General features: G+C 72.0%; 19 protein-coding genes. 4 read left to right on the forward strand and 15 right to left on the reverse strand.

All coding sequences use genetic code 11. The features are described 5' to 3' along the window. Positions 1-71: 71 nt before the first annotated feature. The 7 genes from pheT to infC all read right to left on the reverse strand — a co-directional run bounded on the left by pheT (position 72) and on the right by infC (position 7,435). Positions 72-2,579: a phenylalanine--tRNA ligase subunit beta gene (gene pheT, locus ACIHFE_RS22510; protein WP_400108976.1), complete on the reverse strand. Its 2,508-nt coding sequence runs from the start codon at positions 2,577-2,579 to the stop codon at positions 72-74. Further along, the gene (gene pheS / locus ACIHFE_RS22515) at positions 2,579-3,700 is read right to left on the reverse strand and encodes a phenylalanine--tRNA ligase subunit alpha (RefSeq protein WP_400108977.1); all 1,122 of its coding nucleotides are present in this window, start codon (positions 3,698-3,700) and stop codon (positions 2,579-2,581) included. Before pheS ends, pheT begins: the two co-directional genes overlap by 1 nt. A gap of 158 nt (positions 3,701-3,858) precedes the next feature. After that, positions 3,859-4,947 carry an ATP-binding protein gene (locus tag ACIHFE_RS22520; protein ID WP_400109290.1) on the reverse strand — a complete coding sequence of 363 codons (1,089 nt, stop codon included), beginning with the start codon at positions 4,945-4,947 and terminating at the stop codon, positions 3,859-3,861. A 65-nt stretch (positions 4,948-5,012) separates the two neighbouring features. Next, a complete protein-coding gene (locus ACIHFE_RS22525; protein WP_400108978.1) occupies positions 5,013-5,867 on the reverse strand; it encodes a TrmH family RNA methyltransferase in 855 nt (284 codons plus the stop codon). Positions 5,868-5,967: 100 nt separating this feature from the next. Then, positions 5,968-6,354: a 50S ribosomal protein L20 gene (gene rplT, locus ACIHFE_RS22530; protein WP_400108979.1), complete on the reverse strand. Its 387-nt coding sequence runs from the start codon at positions 6,352-6,354 to the stop codon at positions 5,968-5,970. A 109-nt stretch (positions 6,355-6,463) separates the two neighbouring features. Then, on the reverse strand, positions 6,464-6,658 hold the full coding sequence (gene rpmI, locus ACIHFE_RS22535) for a 50S ribosomal protein L35 (protein WP_046504486.1): 195 nt from the start codon (positions 6,656-6,658) through the stop codon (positions 6,464-6,466). Positions 6,659-6,787: 129 nt separating this feature from the next. Continuing rightward, positions 6,788-7,435 carry a translation initiation factor IF-3 gene (infC, locus tag ACIHFE_RS22540; protein WP_400108980.1) on the reverse strand — a complete coding sequence of 216 codons (648 nt, stop codon included), beginning with the start codon at positions 7,433-7,435 and terminating at the stop codon, positions 6,788-6,790. A 405-nt stretch (positions 7,436-7,840) separates the two neighbouring features. Here infC and ACIHFE_RS22545 point away from each other — a divergent pair, with 405 nt between their 5' ends. After that, positions 7,841-8,203, forward strand: coding sequence for a DUF1844 domain-containing protein (locus ACIHFE_RS22545; protein WP_400108981.1), 363 nt, complete (start codon positions 7,841-7,843; stop codon positions 8,201-8,203). A gap of 51 nt (positions 8,204-8,254) precedes the next feature. On the opposite strand, the gene ACIHFE_RS22550 is transcribed toward ACIHFE_RS22545, so the two are convergent. The 4 genes from ACIHFE_RS22550 to ACIHFE_RS22565 form a co-directional block, all read right to left on the reverse strand. Beyond that, complete coding sequence (locus tag ACIHFE_RS22550; protein ID WP_400109291.1) at positions 8,255-9,049, reverse strand: MIP family channel protein; 795 nt, start codon at positions 9,047-9,049, stop codon at positions 8,255-8,257. 146 nt (positions 9,050-9,195) lie between these two features. Continuing rightward, positions 9,196-9,939 carry an SseB family protein gene (locus ACIHFE_RS22555; RefSeq protein WP_400108982.1) on the reverse strand — a complete coding sequence of 248 codons (744 nt, stop codon included), beginning with the start codon at positions 9,937-9,939 and terminating at the stop codon, positions 9,196-9,198. A gap of 22 nt (positions 9,940-9,961) precedes the next feature. Continuing rightward, positions 9,962-11,140, reverse strand: a complete 1,179-nt coding sequence (mycP, locus tag ACIHFE_RS22560; RefSeq protein ID WP_400108983.1) for a type VII secretion-associated serine protease mycosin — start codon at positions 11,138-11,140, stop codon at positions 9,962-9,964. Continuing rightward, complete coding sequence (locus ACIHFE_RS22565) at positions 11,137-12,000, reverse strand: hypothetical protein (RefSeq protein ID WP_400108984.1); 864 nt, start codon at positions 11,998-12,000, stop codon at positions 11,137-11,139. The genes mycP and ACIHFE_RS22565 overlap by 4 nt, the downstream gene beginning before the upstream one ends. A 195-nt stretch (positions 12,001-12,195) precedes the next feature. Here ACIHFE_RS22565 and ACIHFE_RS22570 point away from each other — a divergent pair, with 195 nt between their 5' ends. After that, on the forward strand, positions 12,196-13,413 hold the full coding sequence (locus ACIHFE_RS22570) for an alanine racemase (RefSeq protein ID WP_400108985.1): 1,218 nt from the start codon (positions 12,196-12,198) through the stop codon (positions 13,411-13,413). Between the two features lie 46 nt (positions 13,414-13,459). Here the strand turns inward: ACIHFE_RS22570 and ACIHFE_RS22575 are convergent, their stop codons facing one another. After that, a complete protein-coding gene (locus ACIHFE_RS22575; protein WP_400108986.1) occupies positions 13,460-14,284 on the reverse strand; it encodes a hypothetical protein in 825 nt (274 codons plus the stop codon). 127 nt (positions 14,285-14,411) lie between these two features. Here ACIHFE_RS22575 and ACIHFE_RS22580 point away from each other — a divergent pair, with 127 nt between their 5' ends. After that, the gene (locus ACIHFE_RS22580; protein ID WP_400108987.1) at positions 14,412-15,341 is read left to right on the forward strand and encodes a hypothetical protein; all 930 of its coding nucleotides are present in this window, start codon (positions 14,412-14,414) and stop codon (positions 15,339-15,341) included. Between the two features lie 27 nt (positions 15,342-15,368). Here ACIHFE_RS22580 and ACIHFE_RS22585 read toward each other — a convergent pair whose 3' ends face one another. From ACIHFE_RS22585 to ACIHFE_RS22595, 3 genes are read right to left on the reverse strand one after another with little or no spacing between them, the layout of a single operon-like run. Then, positions 15,369-16,154, reverse strand: a complete 786-nt coding sequence (locus ACIHFE_RS22585; RefSeq protein ID WP_400109293.1) for a 3-oxoacyl-ACP reductase — start codon at positions 16,152-16,154, stop codon at positions 15,369-15,371. A 9-nt stretch (positions 16,155-16,163) separates the two neighbouring features. Beyond that, positions 16,164-17,528 (reverse strand): aldehyde dehydrogenase family protein, encoded by a 1,365-nt coding sequence (locus ACIHFE_RS22590; RefSeq protein WP_400108988.1) that lies wholly within the window; start codon positions 17,526-17,528, stop codon positions 16,164-16,166. Positions 17,529-17,542: 14 nt separating this feature from the next. Beyond that, a complete protein-coding gene (locus ACIHFE_RS22595) occupies positions 17,543-18,910 on the reverse strand; it encodes a glutamine synthetase family protein (RefSeq protein WP_400108990.1) in 1,368 nt (455 codons plus the stop codon). Between the two features lie 75 nt (positions 18,911-18,985). Here ACIHFE_RS22595 and ACIHFE_RS22600 point away from each other — a divergent pair, with 75 nt between their 5' ends. Then, complete coding sequence (locus tag ACIHFE_RS22600) at positions 18,986-19,708, forward strand: FadR/GntR family transcriptional regulator (RefSeq protein WP_400108992.1); 723 nt, start codon at positions 18,986-18,988, stop codon at positions 19,706-19,708. Positions 19,709-19,835: the final 127 nt, after the last annotated feature.

Here is a 19,835-nt window from a genome sequence, read left to right on the forward strand (position 1 = left end):
GAGCGCGGGTACGCGCGAGGGGCGCCCCGGAGACCCGGGACGCCCCTCAACCGGCTTGCGCCACAAGGCGGTTACGCGCCTCGCAGCACCGCCCCGGTACGCTCCACGGCCGAGCGGACCGCGGCCTCGCGGGCGGCGGACGCCTCCTCGGCGGTCAGCGTGCGGTCGGCGGCGCGGAAGCGCAGGGCGTAGGCCAGCGACTTCTTGCCCTCGCCCAGCTGTTCGCCGGTGAAGACATCGAACAGCCGCAGCGACTCCAGGAGTTCGCCCGCGCCGGTGCGCAGCGCGGCCTCGACCTCGGCGGCGGGCACCGAGGCGTCCACGACCAGGGCGACATCCTGGGTGGCCACCGGGAAGGCGGAGATCCGCGGGGCCGTCAGCACACCGGTGGCGGCGCGCTCCAGACGGTCCAGGTCGATCTCCATGGCGCAGCTGCGCTCCGGCAGGCCGAACGCCTTGATGACCCGCGGGTGCAGCTCACCGGCGTTGCCGACCAGCATCTCCTGGCCGTCCACGACGGCCAGCAGCGCGGCGCAGCGGCCGGGGTGGAACGGCGCCTGCTGGTCCTGGCGGACGATCAGCTCCACGCCCGCCTGGCCGGCCACGATGCGGCCGGCCTCCACGGCGTCCGCCCAGGTGGACGGGCGGCCCTGGCCCCACCAGCCGGCGTGCTCGCGGGCCCCGGCGAGGACCACGGCGGCCCGGCGCGGCTGCGCGGGCAGCGCGGCGTCCAGCTCGGCGATCTCCTCGCCGGTGGGGCGGCGGTCGACCGGCAGGCGCAGCGCGGGGCGCTCGTCACCGGTGGGGTGGAAGACCAGGCCGGTCTCGAACAGCGCCAGGTCGTGCTCGCCCCGGCTGTCGTTGCGGCGCAGCGCGGCGAACAGCCCCGGCAGCAGGGTGGTGCGCAGCGCGGGCTCGGCCTCGGAGAGGGGGTTGAGCAGGCGGACGGTCAGCCGGCGCGGGTCGTCGGCCTCCAGGCCCAGGTGGTCCAGCGCCCAGTCGCCGATGAACGGGTAGTTGGGCGCCTCGACATAGCCGGCCCCGGCCAGCGCCCGGCCGACCCGGCGGTGCAGGCGCTGACGCTCGGTCAGGCCGCGCCCGGCGGGCGGCTGCGGGAGGGTGGCGGGCAGATTCTCGTAGCCCTCCAGCCGGATGACCTCTTCGGCGAGGTCATTGGGGTCGGTCAGGTCGGGCCGCCAGCTGGGCACGGTGACGATCAGCTCGTCCTGCCCGTAGACGTCGCAGCCCACCTGCTGCAGGCGGCGCACCACGGTCTCCCGGCCGTAGTCGACGCCTGCCACCCGGTCGGGGTGGTCGGCGCTCAGCGCGATGGTACGCGGGGCGCCGGGGGCCTCGAACTCGGTGACGCCGGCCTCGGGGGTGCCGCCGGCGAGCAGCACCAGCAGGTCGACGGTGCGCTGGGCGGCGGCGGAGGTGGCGGCCGGGTCGACGCCGCGCTCGAAGCGCTTGGACGCCTCGGAGGACAGCTTGTGCCGGCGGGCGGTGCGGGCGATGGAGACCGCGTCGAAGTGCGCGGCCTCGATGACCACCTCGGTGCTGCCGCCCTCTTCCAGGCCGGCGATCTCGGTGTTGGCGCCGCCCATCACCCCGGCGAGCCCGATGGGGCCGCTGTTGTCGGTGATGACCAGGTCCTCGGCGTCCAGCACCCGCTTGGTGCCGTCCAGGGTGGTGAGCTTCTCGCCCCGCTCGGCGCGGCGCACCCCGATCGGCCCGTCCAGGCGGGAGCGGTCATAGGCGTGCAGCGGCTGGCCCAGCTCGAGCATCACATAGTTGGTGACGTCCACGGCCAGCGAGACGGTGCGCATCCCGGCCTTCTGCAGCCGGCGCTGCAGCCAGATCGGGGAGCGGGCCTCGGGGTCCAGACCGGTGACGGTGCGGGCGGTGAAGCGGTCGCAGCCCACCGGGTCGGAGACCTGGACCGGGTAGCCATGGGCGTTGGGCGCGGGCACGTCCAGCAGGGCCGGGTCGCGCAGCGGCAGGCCGTAGGCGGTGGCCACCTCGCGGGCGATGCCACGCAGGGACAGGCAGTAGCCGCGGTCGGGGGTGACCGCGATGTCCAGGACCTCGTCGCGCAGCTGGAGCAGCTCGATGGCGTCGGTGCCCACTTCGTGCTCGGGGGTGAGCACGATGATGCCGTGGCTGCCGTCGTCGCCCATGCCCAGCTCGTCGCCGGAGCAGATCATGCCGCGGGACACCTTGCCGTAGGTCTTGCGCTCGGCGATGGCGAAGTCGCCGGGCAGGACGGCGCCGGGCAGGGCCACCACGACCTTGTCGCCGACGGCGAAGTTGCGGGCGCCGCAGACGATCTCCTGCGGCTCACCGGTGCCATTGGCCTGCCCGACGTCCACGGTGCAGAAGCGGATCGGCTTGCGGAAGCCCTCCAGCTCCTCGATGGTGAGGACCTGGCCGACGGCCAGCGGACCGGTCAGATCGTTGCCGAGCTGCTCGACCCGCTCGACCTCCAGGCCGGCGGCGATCAGCTTGGCCTGGACGTCGCGGCCGGTGGTGCCGGCCGGCAGGTCGACGTATTCCCGCAGCCAGGAAAGCGGGGCGCGCATCAGATCTCCATCCCGAACGGCCGGGTGAAGCGCACGTCACCTTCGACCATGTCTCGCATGTCCTCGACGTTGTGGCGGAACATCAGCATTCGCTCGATGCCGAACCCGAAGGCGAAGCCGCTGTACTTCTCCGGGTCGATCCCGGCGGCCACCAGCACCCGGGGGTTGACCATGCCGCAGCCGCCCAGCTCGATCCAGCCCTCGCTGGAGCAGGTGCGGCAGGGGTTCTCGGGGTCGCCCACCGAGGCGCCGCGGCAGACATAGCACTGCATGTCCAGCTCGGCGGACGGCTCGGTGAACGGGAAGTAGTTGGGGCGCAGCCGGGTGGTCAGGCCCTCGCCGAACAGCGAGCGGACCATGTGCTCGATGGTGCCCTTGAGGTCGGCCATGGTCAGGCCCTCGTCAATGGCGAGCAGCTCGACCTGGTGGAAGACCGGGGTGTGGGTGGCGTCCAGCTCGTCGGTGCGGTAGACGCGGCCGGGGCAGACCACATAGATGGGCGGCTCGCGGTCCAGCATGGAGCGGACCTGCACCGGGGAGGTGTGGGTGCGCAGCACGACGCCGGTCTCCTGCCCGGGCTTGGCGCCCGCGACGAAGAAGGTGTCCTGCATGGCTCGGGCCGGGTGGTCGGGCTCGAAGTTCAGGGCGTCGAAGTTGAACCACTCGGCCTCGGCCTCGGGGCCCTCGGCGACCTCGTAGCCCATGGCGACGAAGACGTCCTCGACCCGCTCCATGAAGGTGGTCAGCGGGTGGCGGGCGCCGGCGCGGGCACGGTCGTAGGGCAGCGTGACATCCACCGCCTCCTCGACCAGCACCCGGGCGTCGCGCTCGGCCTCCAGCTCCGTCTGGCGGGCGCCGAACGCCTTGTTCACGGCACCGCGGGCCATGCCCACGCGCTTGCCGGCCTCGGCCTTGGCCTGCGGCGGCAGGGCGCCGATCTCGCGGTTGGCGAGCGCCAGCGGGGAGCGGTCGCCCATGTGGGCGGCCTTCGCCTCGCGCAGCGCGTCGAGGTCGGCGGCGGCGGCGAAGGCGGCCAGCGCCTCGTCCCGCATCCGCTCGATCTCTTCCGGTTTCAGTGCCTCGACCTCAACAGGGTCGTACGACTTATTGGGTGCCGACATCTCTTCCCGTATTTCCGATTGTCCCCCAGCTACCGCTGGGCGGTGCCCCCAGGCTTCGCTGCGCCCGACAGCCTCGAGTAAAGGGTTTGGTGCCAAAAAGGTGCCAAAGGTCGAGTCTACGGGGCACCTGGGTCCTGCTGAGCCCGTGGGCTGGCGCTTCAGCCCTGGGTGAGGAAGGCCGGCGCGCCCACGGGCAGGGTAAATCGGAACTGGGCGCCGCCGCGGGCGGCCCGGCCGACCGTGATGGTGCCGCCGTGGGCCTCCACGATTCCCTTGACGATATACAGGCCAAGGCCGGTGCCGCCGCGCTTGCTGCCCCGCCAGAAGCGGGTGAAGACGCGGGTCATGGCCTCGTCCGGGATGCCGGGGCCCTCATCGCTCACGGTGACCGCCGTTCCCTCCGTGCGAGCGGGCGTCAGTGCGGGTGCGACCTCTATGGTGACCGTTCCCTCGCCGTGCCGCACCGCGTTTTCCAGCAGGTTGCCCAGCACCTGGTCGATCTTGTCGGGGTCGGCCCACAGCGGCGGCAGCGACTCGGCGGCCTTGATCACAAACCGGTCCGGCCGCTGGCCCCGGGCCAGGTGGGCCTGGACGTGCCGGTGCACCGCGGCGGTGATGTCCAGCGGCTGGCGGCGCACCTCCAGCCGCCCGGAGTCGATCCGGGAGATGTCCAGCAGCTCGGCGATCAGCCGGGTGACCCGGTCCGCGTCGGCGTCCACGGTCTGCAGCATCAGCCGCTTCTGGTCGTCGGTGAACCGTTCCCATTTGGCCAGCAGGGTGGCGGTGAAGCCCTTGACCGAGGTCAGCGGGGAGCGCAGCTCATGGGCCACGGTGGCGATCAGCTCCGCGTGGCTGCGTTCGGTGCGGCGGCGGGCCTCGGTGCCGCGCAGCTGGACCACCAGCCGCACCACCTTCCCGCAGGGCCGTTCGCGCACATAGCGGGCGGAGACCAGCACCTCCCGGCCGCCGGGCAGCAGCAGGTTGCGTTCCGGCTGGCCGGCCCGGGTGGACAGCCCGCCATAGGGGTCGGTCAGCGTCCACCAGCGGCGGCCGTCCAGGTCCTCCAGTGGCAGGACGAGCTCCAGCGGGCGGCCCACCGCCTGCCCGGCGGGCACCGCGGTGATCTTGGCGGCGGCGGCGTTGAAGCAGGTCACCCGGCCGTCGGCATCGGCGACCACCAGGCCGTCCGGCAGGTCATCGGCGGCCAGCCCACCGGTGGCGGTGCCGTCCTCGAACGCGGCGGCCACGCTCCCGGACGACGTTCCAACGCTCACCCCACACCCCCTCGCGAGCCCCCGCCCGGCACACCCTACTAGCTGGAGGTCACGGAGCGGCACCCTCCGGGCGCGCGCTGCGCACGGGCCGAGGCATAGAGGCAGACGGCGGCGGCGGTGGCCAGGTTGAGGCTCTCGGCCTTGCCGTGGATGGGCACCCGCACCACCTCGTCGGCCAGCGCCCGGGTCTCCTCGGGCAGGCCCCAGGCCTCATTGCCGAAGATCCAGGCGGTGGGCCCGCCCATGGCGCCGCGGTCCAGCTCGCCGTCCAGGTCGCGCTCGCCCGCCCCGTCGGCGGCCAGCAGGCGCACGCCGGCGCCGCGCAGTCCGCGCACCACCTGCTCCACCGGGACGCCCACCGCGACCGGCAGGTGGAACAGGGAGCCCACCGAGGCCCGTACCGACTTGGGGTTGTAGAGGTCCACCGAGGCGTCGGTGAGCACCACCGCGTCGGCTCCGGCGGCGTCCGCGCAGCGCAGCACGGTGCCGGCGTTGCCGGGGTCGCGGACATGCGCCAGCACGGCGACCAGGCGGGGGCGGGCGGCGAGGATTTCCTCGAAGGGGGTGTCCAGGAAGCCGCAGACGCCGACCAGACCCTGCGGGGTGACGGTCTGGGAGATGTCGGCCAGCACCGTGTCGGCGGCGTGGTGTACCCGGACCCCGGCGGCGTGCGCGGCCTGGATGATCTCCGTGTGCCGCTCGGCCGCCTCGACGGTGGCGAACAGCTCGATCAGGGTGGGCTGCCCCGCGCTGCGGTGCTCGATCGCCTCCCGCACGGCCTGCGGGCCCTCGGCGATAAACCGCCGCTCCTTGACCCGGAAGCTGCGCTTGGCCAGCCGCCGGGCGGCGATGACGCGGGGGGAGCGCGGGGAGATCAGCTCGGGGGTGCCCATGGGCGGCGGCTCACTTCTGGTTGTGGGTCGGTCCGGAAAAGCAACGGACCCGCAGGCCGCGGGGCCTGCGGGTCCGCTTTCAGCAAGCGCGGCGCCTGGATCAGGCGGCGGCCTTCGGCGCGTTGACGTCGGCCGGCAGCGCCTTCTGGGCCACCTCGACCAGCGCGGCGAACGCGTTCATGTCGTTGACCGCGAGCTCGGCGAGCATCTTGCGGTCCACCTCGACATTGGCGGCCTTCAGGCCCTGGATGAGGCGGTTGTAGGTCATGCCGTTCTGGCGGGCAGCGGCGTTGATGCGCTGGATCCACAGCTGACGGAAGTCGCCCTTGCGCTTCTTGCGGTCGTTGTAGTTGTAGACCAGGGAGTGGGTGACCTGCTCCTTGGCCTTGCGGTACAGACGCGACCGCTGGCCGCGGTAGCCGCTGGCCTGCTCGAGGATCGCCCGGCGCTTCTTGTGCGCGTTGACTGCGCGCTTGACGCGTGCCACTTGTTAACTCCTTGTAGCGGGGCCGCGGTCTGTTCTCACGCGGCCCGGAAACGATTGGGTCCCGGTCGTTGACGCGCACCCCTGGCTCTGACGAGCGGGGTGCCCGGCGTCACTTGCCGAGAAGCTTCTTGATCTTCTTGGCGTCGCCCGGGGCCATCTCGGCGTTGCCGGTGAGGCGACGCGTCAGCTTGGACGACTTGTGCTCGAGCAGGTGGCGCTTGCCGGCGCGCTCACGCAGCACCTTGCCGGAGCCCGTGATCTTGAAGCGCTTGCTGGCACCGCTGTGCGTCTTGTTCTTCGGCATCGCGCCGTATCTCCTCGTCGGTGGCGCTCCCCGCGCCCGGCGACGGGCGCGGGGGGAGCGTCAGCTGTGTTCGATTGCTGTCCGAGGCCGCACTGCAGCCCCGGAGTGACCCGGGGCACGGCCCCGGGATCACGCCTCTGCGGATTCCTCGCCGGCGGCGTCCGCGTCCACGACGGAGCCACCCTGACGCTCCGCCTTGCGAGCGGCCTGCGCCTCGCGGGCTTCGGCCATCGCCTCGGTCTTCTTCTTGTGCGGACCGAGAACCATGATCATGTTCCGGCCGTCCTGCTTGGGGTTGGACTCGACGAAGCCCAGCTCCTGGACGTCCTCCGCGAGCCGCTGCAGCAGTCGGTAGCCCAGCTCGGGGCGGGACTGCTCGCGACCACGGAACATGATCGTGATCTTGACCTTGTCGCCCTGCTTGAGGAACCGGACGACGTGACCCTTCTTGGTGTCATAGTCGTGCGGGTCGATCTTCGGCCGGAGCTTCATCTCCTTGATGACCGTGTGCGCCTGGTTCTTGCGCGCCTCACGGGCCTTCATGGCCGACTCGTACTTGAACTTCCCGTAGTCCATGAGCTTGCAGACCGGCGGGCGTGCGTTTGCCGCCACCTCGACCAGGTCGAGGTCGTACTCCTGCGCAAGCTCCAGGGCCTTGGCAAGCGGCACGATGCCGACCTGCTCGCCGCTGGGACCGACAAGTCGCACCTCGGGAACGCGAATCCGGTCGTTGATGCGGGGCTCGGCGCTGATGGATCCTCCTCGGTAGCACCACACGACAGCCTGGATGACTGCCGCGTAACGTCTTTCAGTGAGACCTACCGCGCCGGCACACGAAAAATGCCCCGGACGGGAACACAGGCGGGGCTCCATAAACCGGAACACCGCCACGGTGAACCCGCGGGGCGCTTTCAACGGCTCCATCGTCCGTACGGAACGATGGGCACCGTCTGACCGGAGACCTGCCAGCCTTCAGGCCGGGCGAGGTGGGAGTTCGGAGCCTCCACTTGTGGGTCGGACACACTGGTGACCGACCGGTCGCAGTCCAGCATACCAGCGCCCGGGGGTGGTGGCCGCCCGAGCGGCGGCGGGCCCTAGGCTGAGCACCGGACCGGCGCCAACACCAGCGCGGTCACCAAGCGCGATCACCAGCGCAATCACGCCAGCGGAAGAGCAGCAACGATGAGCGACGCCCCCGAGCCGGCCGGCAGCCCGGCCTTCGACGACCTGACCCGCGATATCGCGGATGTGCCCGCCGTCGAGGTGATCACCACGGTCGCCGTGCACCTGATGAGCGCGGCCGCCGTCAACCTCGGCCTGGCCGAGGACGGCGCGGACCACAAGGACCTGGACGAGGCCCGGAAGCTGATCACCGCGCTGGCCGGCCTGGTCACCGCCGGGGCCACCGAGATCAGCAACTTCCACGCCGGCCCGCTGCGCGACGGTCTGAAGTCGCTCCAGCTCGCCTTCCGGGAGGCCTCCGTGGTGCCGGACGAGCCCGGCCAGGGCCCCGGCGAGAAGTTCACCGGCCCGGTCTTCGGCTGAGTCCGTTCTTCAGCCGAGTCCGTTCTTCGGCTGAGGGCGACCGGCCGGCTGTCAGCCGCGCCGGGTCCGGCCGCCGGGGCCCTCCGGCCGGTCGGACTCGCCGGGCTGGGCCACATCCCCGGGCCGGTGACCGGGCACCGCCCGCTCGTCCGCGACCAGCACCGGCGCGCCCCGGGGCTGGGTGATCTGGTGCGCGAAGCCGGCCAGGATGCCGCCGATCAGCGGCGCCACGATGAACAGCCACAGCTGGGACAGCGCGCCGCCGCCCGCGAAGAGCGCCGGGCCGATGCTGCGGGCCGGGTTGACCGAGGCGCCGGTCAGCGGGATGCCGATCAGCTGGATCGCGGCCAGCGCCATGCCGATGGGCAGTGCCCCGAAGCCCACCACCGCCACCTTGTGGGTCACCGCCAGCCAGACGAAGACCAGCAGGAAGGTCAGCACGATCTCGGCCAGGAAGGCGCCGCCGGTGCTGATGTGCACCGCGGAGCGGTAGGCGTAGCCATTGGTGCCGAAGGCACCGCTGGTCTTCAGCCCCGGTACCTGCTTGGCCAGCAGGAGCAGCAGTGCCGCGCCCACGATGGCGCCCAGCAGCTGGGCGATCCAGTACTCGATGGCGGTCCGGAGCATGATCCGGCCCTCCACCAGGAATCCCAGGGTGACCGCCGGGTTGAGGTGGCTGCCCGAGACGGGGCCGAGCGCGTAGATCAGGGCCACAAGAGTGAACCCGAAGGCCAGGGCGATGCCGAGCGCGCCGATGTAGTCGGCCGCCAGGACCGCGGAGCCCACCGCGAAGAAGACCAGCAGCAGGGTGCCGATGAACTCGGCCGCCACGGTCCGTGTCTCCACGGGGTCCAGCTTCCAGGTGTCCAGCTTCGGGTCCATGGCGTCCTCCCGGGAACTCGTGGACTGTCCTCGCATTGTCGGACGGTCCGGAGCGGGGCGCCTGTCGGCGGCGGTGCGGGGCCCTTTCAGGGGTACCCGGGCGCCCAGCCCTACCGCCGGAGCAGCGGCTCCCCCGGCACCCGGGCGCCCTCCGGCAGCAGCGCCAGGTCCAGCCCGCGCACCAGCCGGCCGCGCAGCACTTCATTGGTGGCCAGCGCCTGGGCCAGGCGCTGGAGCACCGACGCCGCCTCGCCCGGCTCCGCCAGGGCCAGCGCCAGCGTGCCGTCCGCGTCCCGGGCGGGGACCAGCTGCGCCAGGCGCACCGCCGGCTCGGCGGCCAGCACCTCGCGCAGGGCCTCGGCCACCGCCGGGTCGGCCAGCGGGTCGGCGCTGGTCCGGCCCTCGGCCAGGGCCAGCAGCGCCGCACCGGTCAGCGGGTAGGTGACCGGGCCGGCCAGGTCCAGCACGATGGTGTCGGCCTTCTCATGGGCCGCCGCCTGCAGGGCCTGGTGCAGCGGCACCGCCACCGGGCGGGCGTCGGCCCGCCAGCGGGCCAGGGTCTCCAGGGAGGTGAAGGCGGGCAGCGCCCGGCGCCCGTCGGGTGCCTGGAGCGTGGGGACCGCCATATCGCTGGTCTTCTCCCGCTTGAGGCCGTCCGGCCCCTCCTCCACCTCGCCGAGCACGGCGACCACCGGGACCAGCAGTCGCGCGCCGGTCAGGGCGGCCAGCACGCGCTCTTCCGCCGACCGGTCGCTCCGGTCGGCGGACCAGGCCGCCAGGGCCTGGGCCAGCGCGGGGTCGGCGGAGCCGTTGTCGTCGGAGAAGCCGGGGTCCGGGATGTTCTTGAGCGCCACGCCCCGAGGGTATCCAGGGCGTTCACCCCGGCCGGGACCCGGGGGCGGATCGCCGCCCGGAGCGCCGCAGCACCCCCGCGGCCAGCAGCAGGAGCAGTCCGGTGGCTCCGGTGGCCAGGGCGGCCGGTGCCGGGCGCCAGGGCCCGGCCGCGGGAGGGTCCGGCCGTGGCCCGCCGCCGAAGTAGCGCGGGGCCGCGACCTGGGCCAGGGTCCGCGGCACGCTGTGCGCGGCGCGGGCCACGGCCGCCGCCGGGTCCACCACGCCCGCGCCCAGCGCGTCGCTGTGGCCGCCCAGCGGGGTGTCCCGGGCGGTCTCGGTCAGCAGCCGCCGCACCTGGGACGGGCTCAGGCCCGGGTTGACGGCGCGGACCAGGGCGGCGGTCCCGGACACAAAGGCGGCGGCCGCGCTGGTGCCCCAGCCCTCGTAGTAGCGCCGGTCCGGGTCGGCGATCACCACGTCCACGCCGGGCGCGCTGAGCGTGGCGTACCAGCGGCGGGTGGAGAAGGGGGCCCGGCCGCCGAAGCGGTCCACCGCGGTCACCGCGATCACTCCGGGATAGGCGGCCGGGTACGAGGCGCGGTCGCCTCGTTCGCCGCCGTTGCCGGCGGAGGCCACCACCACCACGCCCTTGGCCAGGGCATAGCGGACGGCGGCGTCCTCGCCCGGGTCGGGGTGGGCGCTCTCGCTGTCGTCGCCCAGCGACAGGTTGATCACATCCGCGCCATGGTCGGCGGCCCAGCGGATGCCCTGTGCCAGTGCGCCCCCGCGCGCGCCGCGCTCCTTCTCCCGGGCGGGGTCGCCGTCCTCCAGGATCACCCGCACCGGCAGGATCCTGGCCTCCGGCGCCACCCCGATGACGCCATTGGTGTCGCCCGGCCCATGTCCCCGTCCGGCGATGATCCCGGCCATCGCGGTGCCGTGCCGGGCCCAGGTCCGCTGGCCGCGTCCGGCGCCGAAGCCGACCAGGTCGGTGCCGGGCAGGACCCGCCCGCGCAGGTCGGGATGGCCCGCGTCGACTCCGGTGTCCAGGACGGCGACGGTCACTCCGGCGCCCTTGCTGGTGCGCCAGGCGTCCTCGGTGTGCAGGGCGTCCAGGGCCCATTCCTGGGCCCTTATGGTGTCGGCCCGGGCCGGGACGGCGCCCAGGGCCGCCAGTACGGCGGTCACGGCGATCAGCCGGGGGGCGTGCGGGCGTCTCATCGTCCGCCCTCCGGTGTGTGTGCCGCCCGGCGGTAGCCGCGGGCGAGGACCTCGGTGAGCGCCATGGCGTCGTGTCCCAGTCCGGCCTGGGCCGGGGCGGTGGTGGCGCCGGGGGCGACCGCCTGGGCGGCGGCCTGCGGCCGGGTGCCGGTGCGGCCGTCGGCGAAGCCGGTCACCGCGTAGACCACGGCGGGCAGATCGGGCAGCACCTCGATCCGCCAGCTGGCGCGCTGGGCGTCGCCGAAGTGTTCGGCCACGGTCCCCGGCGGGGCGTAGGGGCGGGGCATCAAGTCGGGCCGTTCGTCCAGCCGTTGGGTGGCGAACCGTTTGCGCAGGACCCGCATCCCGTCCTCGGCGGCCTCGGTGACCAGCAGCCCCACCGTGGTGACGCTGGTGGCGGTGGCATCGGTGTAGGTGGCCCGCAGCAGCCGCCGGCAGCCGGCCGGGGCCAGTTCCCCGGCCAGCGGCGGGTCGAAGCCGGCGGCGCAGCCGCTCTCCGGGGCCACTCCGACGCGCTCCCAGTCGCGGTCGGCCCCGCCGGGGCCGGCGCCCGCGCCGTGCACGGTGCGCGGGAAGAGGTCGTCCACCGGCACCTGCTGCCAGCGGGTGGCGCCGCGTGCATAGGCCACCTGGGCGGCGGTGCGCTCGGGCGGGCCGGCGGTCAGCCAACTCCCGGCCGCCGCACCGGCGATCAGACCCAGGCCGAGCACCGCGCACACCGCCGAGGCCACCCGCCGGCGCGTGCCCCGGCGCGGGGCAGCAGCGAGCGCGGGAGCGTGTGCCGGGGGCACCGGGGTCGTGGGGGCATACGGTGGAGGCGGCGGTACGGTCACCGGCATGCGCTCCGCCTCGGTGCTCACCCTGCGCTCCCCCTTGTGCGCTCCTTCGACACCGCCCGATCGCCTTTCGGGGCAGGCCGGTTCGTATCTGGACATCCCGCCACGGCGCGAGTGATCCACGGCGTGCGCGCCACTCTACGGCCCGGACGGCGGACCGGCCATCCGCCCGCCGTCACACCCCTACCCCCGGGTAGTGCGCTCTGGCAAGCTGCGCCCATGTCGCCCGCGATAGCTCATGCCACCGGCCCCGCGAGGGACCGCATCCGCTACGACCGGGCCACCGCCGGGCTGGACGCGCCGCTGGCGGTGGTCGACCTCCATGCCTTTGACGCCAATGCCGCCGATCTGGTGCGCCGGGCGCATGGCAAGCCGGTGCGGGTGGCGACCAAGTCGGTGCGCTGCCGGGCCCTGTTGGAAAGGGTGCTGCGGCAGGACGGCTTCGCGGGTCTGATGAGCCACACCCTGGCCGAGTCGCTGTGGCTGGCCCGTTCCGGCTTCGAGGATGTCCTGCTGGCCTACCCCTCGGCCGACCGGGCCGGTTTCGCCGAGCTGACCGCCGATCCCAAGCTGGCCCGGGCGGTCACCGTCACCATTGACGATCCGGCCCAGCTGGCGCTGATCGATTCCGCCCGTACCGGGCGTGAAGTGGTCCGGGTATGCCTGGAGTTGGACACCTCATTACGTCTGCTGGGCGGCCGGGTACGGATCGGTGCCCTGCGCTCCCCGGTCCATGACCCCGCCCGGCTGGCGCAACTGGCCCGTGCGGTCAACCGCCGCCCGGGGTTCCGGGTGGTGGGCCTGATGGCCTATGAGGCCCATATCGCGGGGGTGGCCGACGCCCTGCCCCGCCGGCCGCTGCGCTCCACGGCGGTGCGGCTGGTGCAGTCGGCGGCCCGGCGGGAGCTGGCCGCCCGCCGGGCGGCGGCGGTGCGGGCGGTACGGGAGGTGGCGGAGCTGGAATTCGTCAACGGCGGTGGCACCGGCAGTGTGCAGCACACCGCCGCCGAGGCCGCGGTGACCGAGGTCGCCGCGGGTTCGGGCCTCTACCAGCCGCGGCTGTTCGACAACTACCGCTCCTACCAGGGCCGCCCGGCCGCGCTGTTCGCCCTGCCGGTGGTCCGCCGCCCGGGCCTGGGCATGGTGACCGTGCTGGGCGGCGGCTATCCCGCCTCCGGGACACCCGGCGCCGACCGTCTCCCTGTCCCCTGCTTCCCCGCCGGCCTGCGCCTGGCCCGGCAGGAGGGCGCGGGCGAGGTGCAGACGCCGCTGCTGGGCACGGTCGCCGACGACCTGCTGATCGGCGACCGGGTGTGGTTCCGGCACGCCAAGGCGGGCGAACTCTGCGAGCGCTTCGCGGCCTTGCACCTGGTGGAGGGTGAGCGGCTGGCGGGGACGGTGCCGACGTATCGCGGCGAGGGCCAAACGTTTCTTTGACATAGCGGCGCTGACGAGTTCGAGTGCGCCCCCTACGGGCACGCCCCTAGCCGAGCAGCCCCCGCAGCGAGCCGGCCATCGCCTGGGCGAACTCCTCCCGGGTCCGCTCGTCCAGCGCGTCCAGCGACAGATACGGGTTGAGGTCCTCCAACTCCACCAGCAGCAGCGCCCCTTCGGCGCTGCGACAGGCGTCCACCCGCTGGATGCCGTGCCGGATTCCGTTCCAGGCGATGAAGCGGCGCGCGAAGTCCAGGTCCTCGTCGGTGGGTTCATAGCGCACCAGCTCCCACCGGCGCGCCGGATCCGGGGCGTACAGGGCGTACTGGAAGTCGTCGTCCACAAAGTAGAAGGACACTTCATACCGGAAGTCGATCCGCGGCTGGACCAGCACCTCCCCGTACACCACCGCCGCCAGCCGCTCCCCGGGCAGGAACTCCATGCCGATGGAGTCCGCCCCCAGCTTGGGCTTGACCACATACTCGGCCGCCTCGGGCAGCCGGCCGATGTCCTCGGCCCGGTCGATGGTCGGTATCACCGGGTACCCGGCGGCGGTCAGCTCCAGCAGGTACCGCTTGCCCCGCATATCGGCCCGCCCGGTCAGCTCGTTGTAGACCGGCACCGCCAGCTGCTCCGCTCGCGCGCGGAACTCATCATACGCGGCCTGATAGTTGAGCACCGGCCCGCTGTTGCGCACCACCACGGCGTCGAAGCCCGCCATCAGCGCGGCCGCGTCCAGCGGGTGGCACAGCGCGATGTCGAACTCGGCGCGGAGCCGGGAGCTGAGGAAGATGTCCTCGTCACAGTAGCGGCGGCCCTTGGCGGGATAGGCGAGGTCCGTGACATAGAGGAGGCGGTGGCGGGTGGCTGGCATTGCGAGGTTTCTCCTGCTGATCGATTGATCAACAACCTACCTCCCTGCCGATGGCTGGTTCATACCTGCCGGGGCCCGGGGTGGCCCCGGCAGGATGCTGTCGCCCGACAAAACCCGGGGGGACCTCATGAAGGAATTCGATCGCCGGTTGTCGCGCCGTGCCGCGCTGAGATCCGCGGCGGGCGCCGCCCTTGCCGCCGGCGGGCTGGGCGCCGGTGCACTGACGGCGGCGACGCCGGCCGCCGCGGCCGGCGGCTTCCAGAGTGTGCGCCAGTTCCAGGGCACCTGGCGCGGCGCCCAGGACGGCCGCAACGCCACCTTCACCATCAGGGTGCTGCCGCAGCCGCCGAGCAACTTCTCCACGCTGCTGTTCACCTTCAACGACCTGGACCGGCACGAGACCTACACCGGCCACCAGGAGAACGTCTCCCAGGACACCTTCGACCTGCGGAACATCGTGCTGTCCAATGGCAGCGCCACCAAGGAGTGGGCCACGCTCAAGCTCCACACCTGGAACACGGACTACATCTCCGGCATCAGCCGCTGGAACGGCGGCATTTACCCCAACTGCTGGACACGGTCCAACGTGGCTCCGGCCTACGCCCCGGGGCCTGGTTTCAGCGACTACACCAGCTTTCTCAACAACGGCGGCCGGGCCGACTACATCGGGCACCACGACGGCCGCAACGCCAGGCTCAGCGTCTGGCGAAGCTCCGAGCTGGCCAATCCCAGGGATCCCTTCAGCAGTAAGCCCACCATCCGCTTCGAGATGTGGGACCTGGACCGGAACGAGGGCTACTACTACGAGATCTGGGAGGAGATCCTCCAGGCCGCCCGCCCTGGAGACATAGTGAACCCCTTCAACCACCCACCGGTCTACGATCCAAACGACACCGAAGGCTACTGGATGCCGCTGCGGCAGCTTCCCGCCCTGGGGATGGATCTGCCGTACCTCGCCTGGCACGGCTGGAACCGCAACTACGTTTCCGGCTACACCATCTGGAGCGACGGCAATCGTGTCTCCCGTACCTATGGCATCCAGTTCCAGCGGGTGTGACGCCCCGCTCCCCAGGGATCACGCACCCTACAGAGGTGTGACATAGGCCCCGGAAATACCGCCATCCACCAGGAACTCGGCGGCGTTGACAAAGGATGAGTCATCGCTGGCCAGGAAGGCCACCGCGGCCGCGATCTCCTCCGCCTCGGCGAACCGGCCCACCGGTACATGCACCAGCCGCCGGGCGGCCCGCTCCGGGTCCTTGGCGAACAGCTCTTTCAGCAAAGGGGTGTTGACCGGCCCGGGGCACAGGGCATTGACCCGGATGCCCTCCCGGGCGAACTGCACGCCCAGTTCCCGGGACATGGCCAGCACTCCGCCCTTGGAGGCGGTGTAGCTGATCTGTGAGGTGGCCGAGCCCAGCACGGCGACAAAGGAAGCGGTGTTGATGATGGAGCCCCTGCCCTGGCGGCGCATATAGGGAAGGGCGGCCTTGCAGCACAGATAGACGGAGGTGAGGTTGACCTCCTGGACCCGCTTCCAGGCGTCCAGCCCGGTGGTGAGGATGGAGTCGTCCTCGGGCGGGGAGATCCCGGCGTTGTTGAAGGCGACGTCCACCGAGCCATAGGTGTCATAAGCGGCCTTGAACAGGGCCTCCACCTGGTCGGAGTCGGTGACATCGGTGCGTACGAAGAGACCGCCGGCCTCCTCGGCGGCGGCCTTGCCCGCCTTCTCGTCGATGTCGGCGCAGACGAGATGGGCACCTTCGGAGGCCAGCCGGCGGACGGTGGCCAGGCCGATGCCGCCACCGGCCCCGGTGACCACGGCGGTACGGCCGACAAGCCGGCGGCAGACGGGCGTCCGGTCGGTCACTTCGCTCACTTAGCACTCCTCGCTGCTGATGAAGACGTTCTTGGTCTCGGTGAAGGCGGCCAGCGCATCGGGCCCCAGCTCCCGGCCCAGCCCGGACTGTTTGAAGCCGCCGAAGGGCGTCCAGTAGCGCACGCTGCTGTGGGAGTTGACGGACAGATTGCCCGCCGCCACGGCCCGGCAGACGCGCAGCGCCCGGGAGATGTCGCGGGTCCACAGCGAGCCGGACAGCCCGTAGTCGGTGGCGTTGGCCAGCCGTACCGCCTCCGCCTCGTCCTCGAAGGGGATGACCACGGCCACCGGCCCGAAGATCTCCTCCAGGGCGGTGCGGTCCGCGCCGGTGCCCTCCAGCACGGTGGCGGGGTACCAGAAGCCCTTGCCGTCGGGGGCCTCGCCGCGGATGGCGGCGGGGGCGGTCTCCGGGACATAGGACCGTACCCGCTCGCGCTGCGCGGCGGAGATCAACGGGCCCATGCCGGTGGCCGGATCGGCCGGGTCGCCGACGGTGACCGCGTGTACGGCCGGTTCCAGAAGTTCCATAAAACGGTCATAGATGCCGCGCTGGACCAGGATCCGGCTGCGGGCGCAGCAGTCCTGCCCGGTGTTGTCCAGGAAGGAGGCGGGGGCGGTGGCGGCGGCCCGTTCCAGGTCGGCGTCGGCGAAGACGACGTTGGGGCTCTTGCCGCCGAGTTCCAGGGTGACCCGCTTGACCTGCCGGGCGCACTTGGCCATGATCTGCCGGCCCACCGTGGTCGAGCCGGTGAAGACGACCTTGGCGACGCCGGGGTGTTCGACCAGGGCGTCGCCCGCGACCGGCCCGGTGCCGGGCAGGGCCTGGAGCAATCCCTCGGGAAGCCCCGCGGCCAGGGCGAGTTCGGCCAGCCGCAGGGCGGTGAGCGGGGTGGTCTCGGCGGGTTTGACCAGCACGGCGTTACCCGCGGCGAGGGCGGGGGCGAAGCCCCAGGCGGCGATGGGCATGGGGAAGTTCCAGGGCACGATCACGGCGATCACGCCCAGGGGTTCCTGGAAGGTGACGTCCAGACCGCCGGCCACCGGGATCTGGCGTCCGCCGAGCCGTTCCACTCCCCCGGCCGCATAGTCCAGCAGGTCGCGGACGTTGCCGGCCTCCCAGCGGGCGTTGCCGATGGGGTGGCCCGCCTCGCGGACCTCCAGGCGGGCGAGTTCTTCCAGGTGTTCGTCCACGGTGACGGCAAACCGGCGTAGCAGCCGGGCGCGTTCGCCGGGGGCCAGTGCGGCCCAGGTGTGCTGGGCGGTGGCGGCCCGCCGGACGGCGGCGTCCACGTCCTCGCGGGTGGCGGCGGTGACGGTGGCGATGACTTCTTCGGTGGCGGGGTTGAGGATGGTGAGCTGCTGCACTGCGGTAGGAGTCCTTACATGCGCTCGAAGGAGCGGAACCGCTCCCAGTCGGTCACCGCGGTGTCGTACGCCTGCTGTTCGACCCGCGCCATATTGAGGTAGTGCTCCACCACCTCGTCGCCGAAGGCGGCCCGGGCCAGTTCGCTGTGCTCCCACAGCTCGGCCGCCTCGCGCAGGGTGGCGGGTACATGCCGGGCGTCGCCCCGGTAGGCATTGCCGGTGCACACCTCGGGTAGCTCCAACTCCCGTTCCACCCCGTGCAGTCCGGCGGCGACCATGCCGGCGACGGCGAGGTAGGGGTTGACGTCGCCGCCCGGCAGGCGGTTCTCGAAGCGGTGGGAGGGGCCATGGCCGACCACCCGCAGGGCGCAGGTGCGGTTGTCCGGTCCCCAGGCCACCGCGGTCGGTGCGAAGGAGCCGGGCCGGAAGCGTTTATAGGAGTTGATGTTGGGTGCGTAGAGCAGGGTGAACTCGCGCAGTGCGGCCAGCTGCCCGGCCAGGAAGTGGCGCATGGTCCGGGACATCCCGTAGGGGCCGTCCTCATCGGCGAGCACCGGCCGTCCGGCCTCGTCGCGCAGCGAGAGATGGATATGGCAGGAGTTGCCCTCGCGCTCATTGAACTTGGCCATAAAGGTGAGCGCCATGTCCTCCTGGGCGGCGATCTCCTTGGCGCCGGTCTTGTAGAGGGCGTGCTGGTCGCAGGTAGTGAGCGCCTCGGCATAGCGGAAGGCGATCTCATGCTGGCCCAGGTTGCACTCGCCCTTGGCGGACTCCACGGTCATCCCGGCACCGGCCATCTCCCTGCGTATCCGGCGCAGCAGCGGCTCTATCCGGCCGGTGCCCAGGACCGAGTAGTCGCAGTTGTACTGGTTGGCGGGGGTGAGGTCGCGGTAGCCGGCGTTCCATGCCTGTTCATAGCTGTCGCGGAAGACAATGAACTCCAGCTCGGTGCCCACATACGCACTCCAGCCGCGCTCGGCCAGCCGGTCCAGCTGGCGGCGCAGGATCTGCCGGGGCGAGGCGAGCACCGGCGAACCGTCGTGCCAGGACAGGTCAGCGGTGAGCAGGGCGGTGCCGGGGTTCCAGGGGGTCCGGCGCAGGGTGGCCAGGTCGCCGTGCATGGCGAAGTCGCCATAGCCGCGCTCCCAGGAGGACATGGCATAGCCGTCCACGGTGTTCATCTCGGTGTCCACGGCGAGCAGGTAGTTGCATCCCTCGGTGCCGTGCTCCAGGACCTCGTCCAGGAAGAACCGGGCGGCGAACCGCTTGCCCTGCAGCCGTCCCTGCATATCGGTGAAGGCCAGGACGACGGTGTCGATCTCCCCGGAATCCACCAGCCGGCGCAGCTCGTCGACGGTGAGCGGGGGCGTGCGGTCAGCCACGTGAGGTGCCTCCCTGTCGGTACGACCGGAGGTTTTAAGGTATGCCGACAAACCATTGATTGGGAAGGGCCTCCGATGAACACGAGTGCGGTGGAACGGCTTTCACCGGTGCTGCGCCCGGTGCGGGCGGGCAATGGGTTTGAGGAGGCCCTGGAGCAGATACTCCAGATCATACGGCTCGGCCTGGTGGCCGATGGTGAACGACTGCCGTCCGAGCGGGAGTTGGCGGAACTGATGCGGATCAGCCGGGTGACGCTGCGCGAAGTGCTGAAAGCCCTTCAGGAACAGGGCCTGGTGGAGAGCCGCCGCGGCCGCTATGGCGGCACCTTTGTCCACTCCCGCCGGGCCGCCGTGGGCGCGGCCGAACTGCGTGAGCGGGTGGCCTCGGTGGATGTGGAGGACGTCCTGCGGTTCCGCGAGGTGCTGGAGGTGGGCGCGGCCGAGCTGTGTGCCGCACGGAAGTTGACGGTGGATCAGTCCCGGCGGCTGCGGGAGGCGCTGGCCGCCACCCATGACGCCCCGCTGGCCGACTACCGGCGGCTGGACACCCTGCTCCACCTCGCCCTGGCCGAACTGTCCGAGTCGCCCTCGCTGGCCGCGCATTACGCCGCCGTACGCGCGTCGGTCAATGAGCTGTTGGACTGCATTCCCCTGCTGGTCCGCAATCTGGAGCATTCTCAGCGGCAGCACACCGCGCTGGTGAAGGCGGTGCTGGACGGCGATGCGGACGGTGCCCGCGAGATGATGCGCGAACACTGCTCGGGTACCGCGGCACTACTGCGGGGCTTTCTGGGGTGACCGTCCGCGCCCAGCCAACCGGCAGGCCGACCCGCGGACTTGTGCCATGATCCCTCGGGCGGCAAAGGTAGCCCGGCAGACCATTGCCTCGCCATGCGGACCCGTCGCCGTCACACCAAGGGGGACC

Source organism: Streptomyces sp. NPDC052396 (assembly GCF_044593195.1).
Classification (GTDB): Bacteria; Actinomycetota; Actinomycetes; order Streptomycetales; family Streptomycetaceae; genus Streptomyces.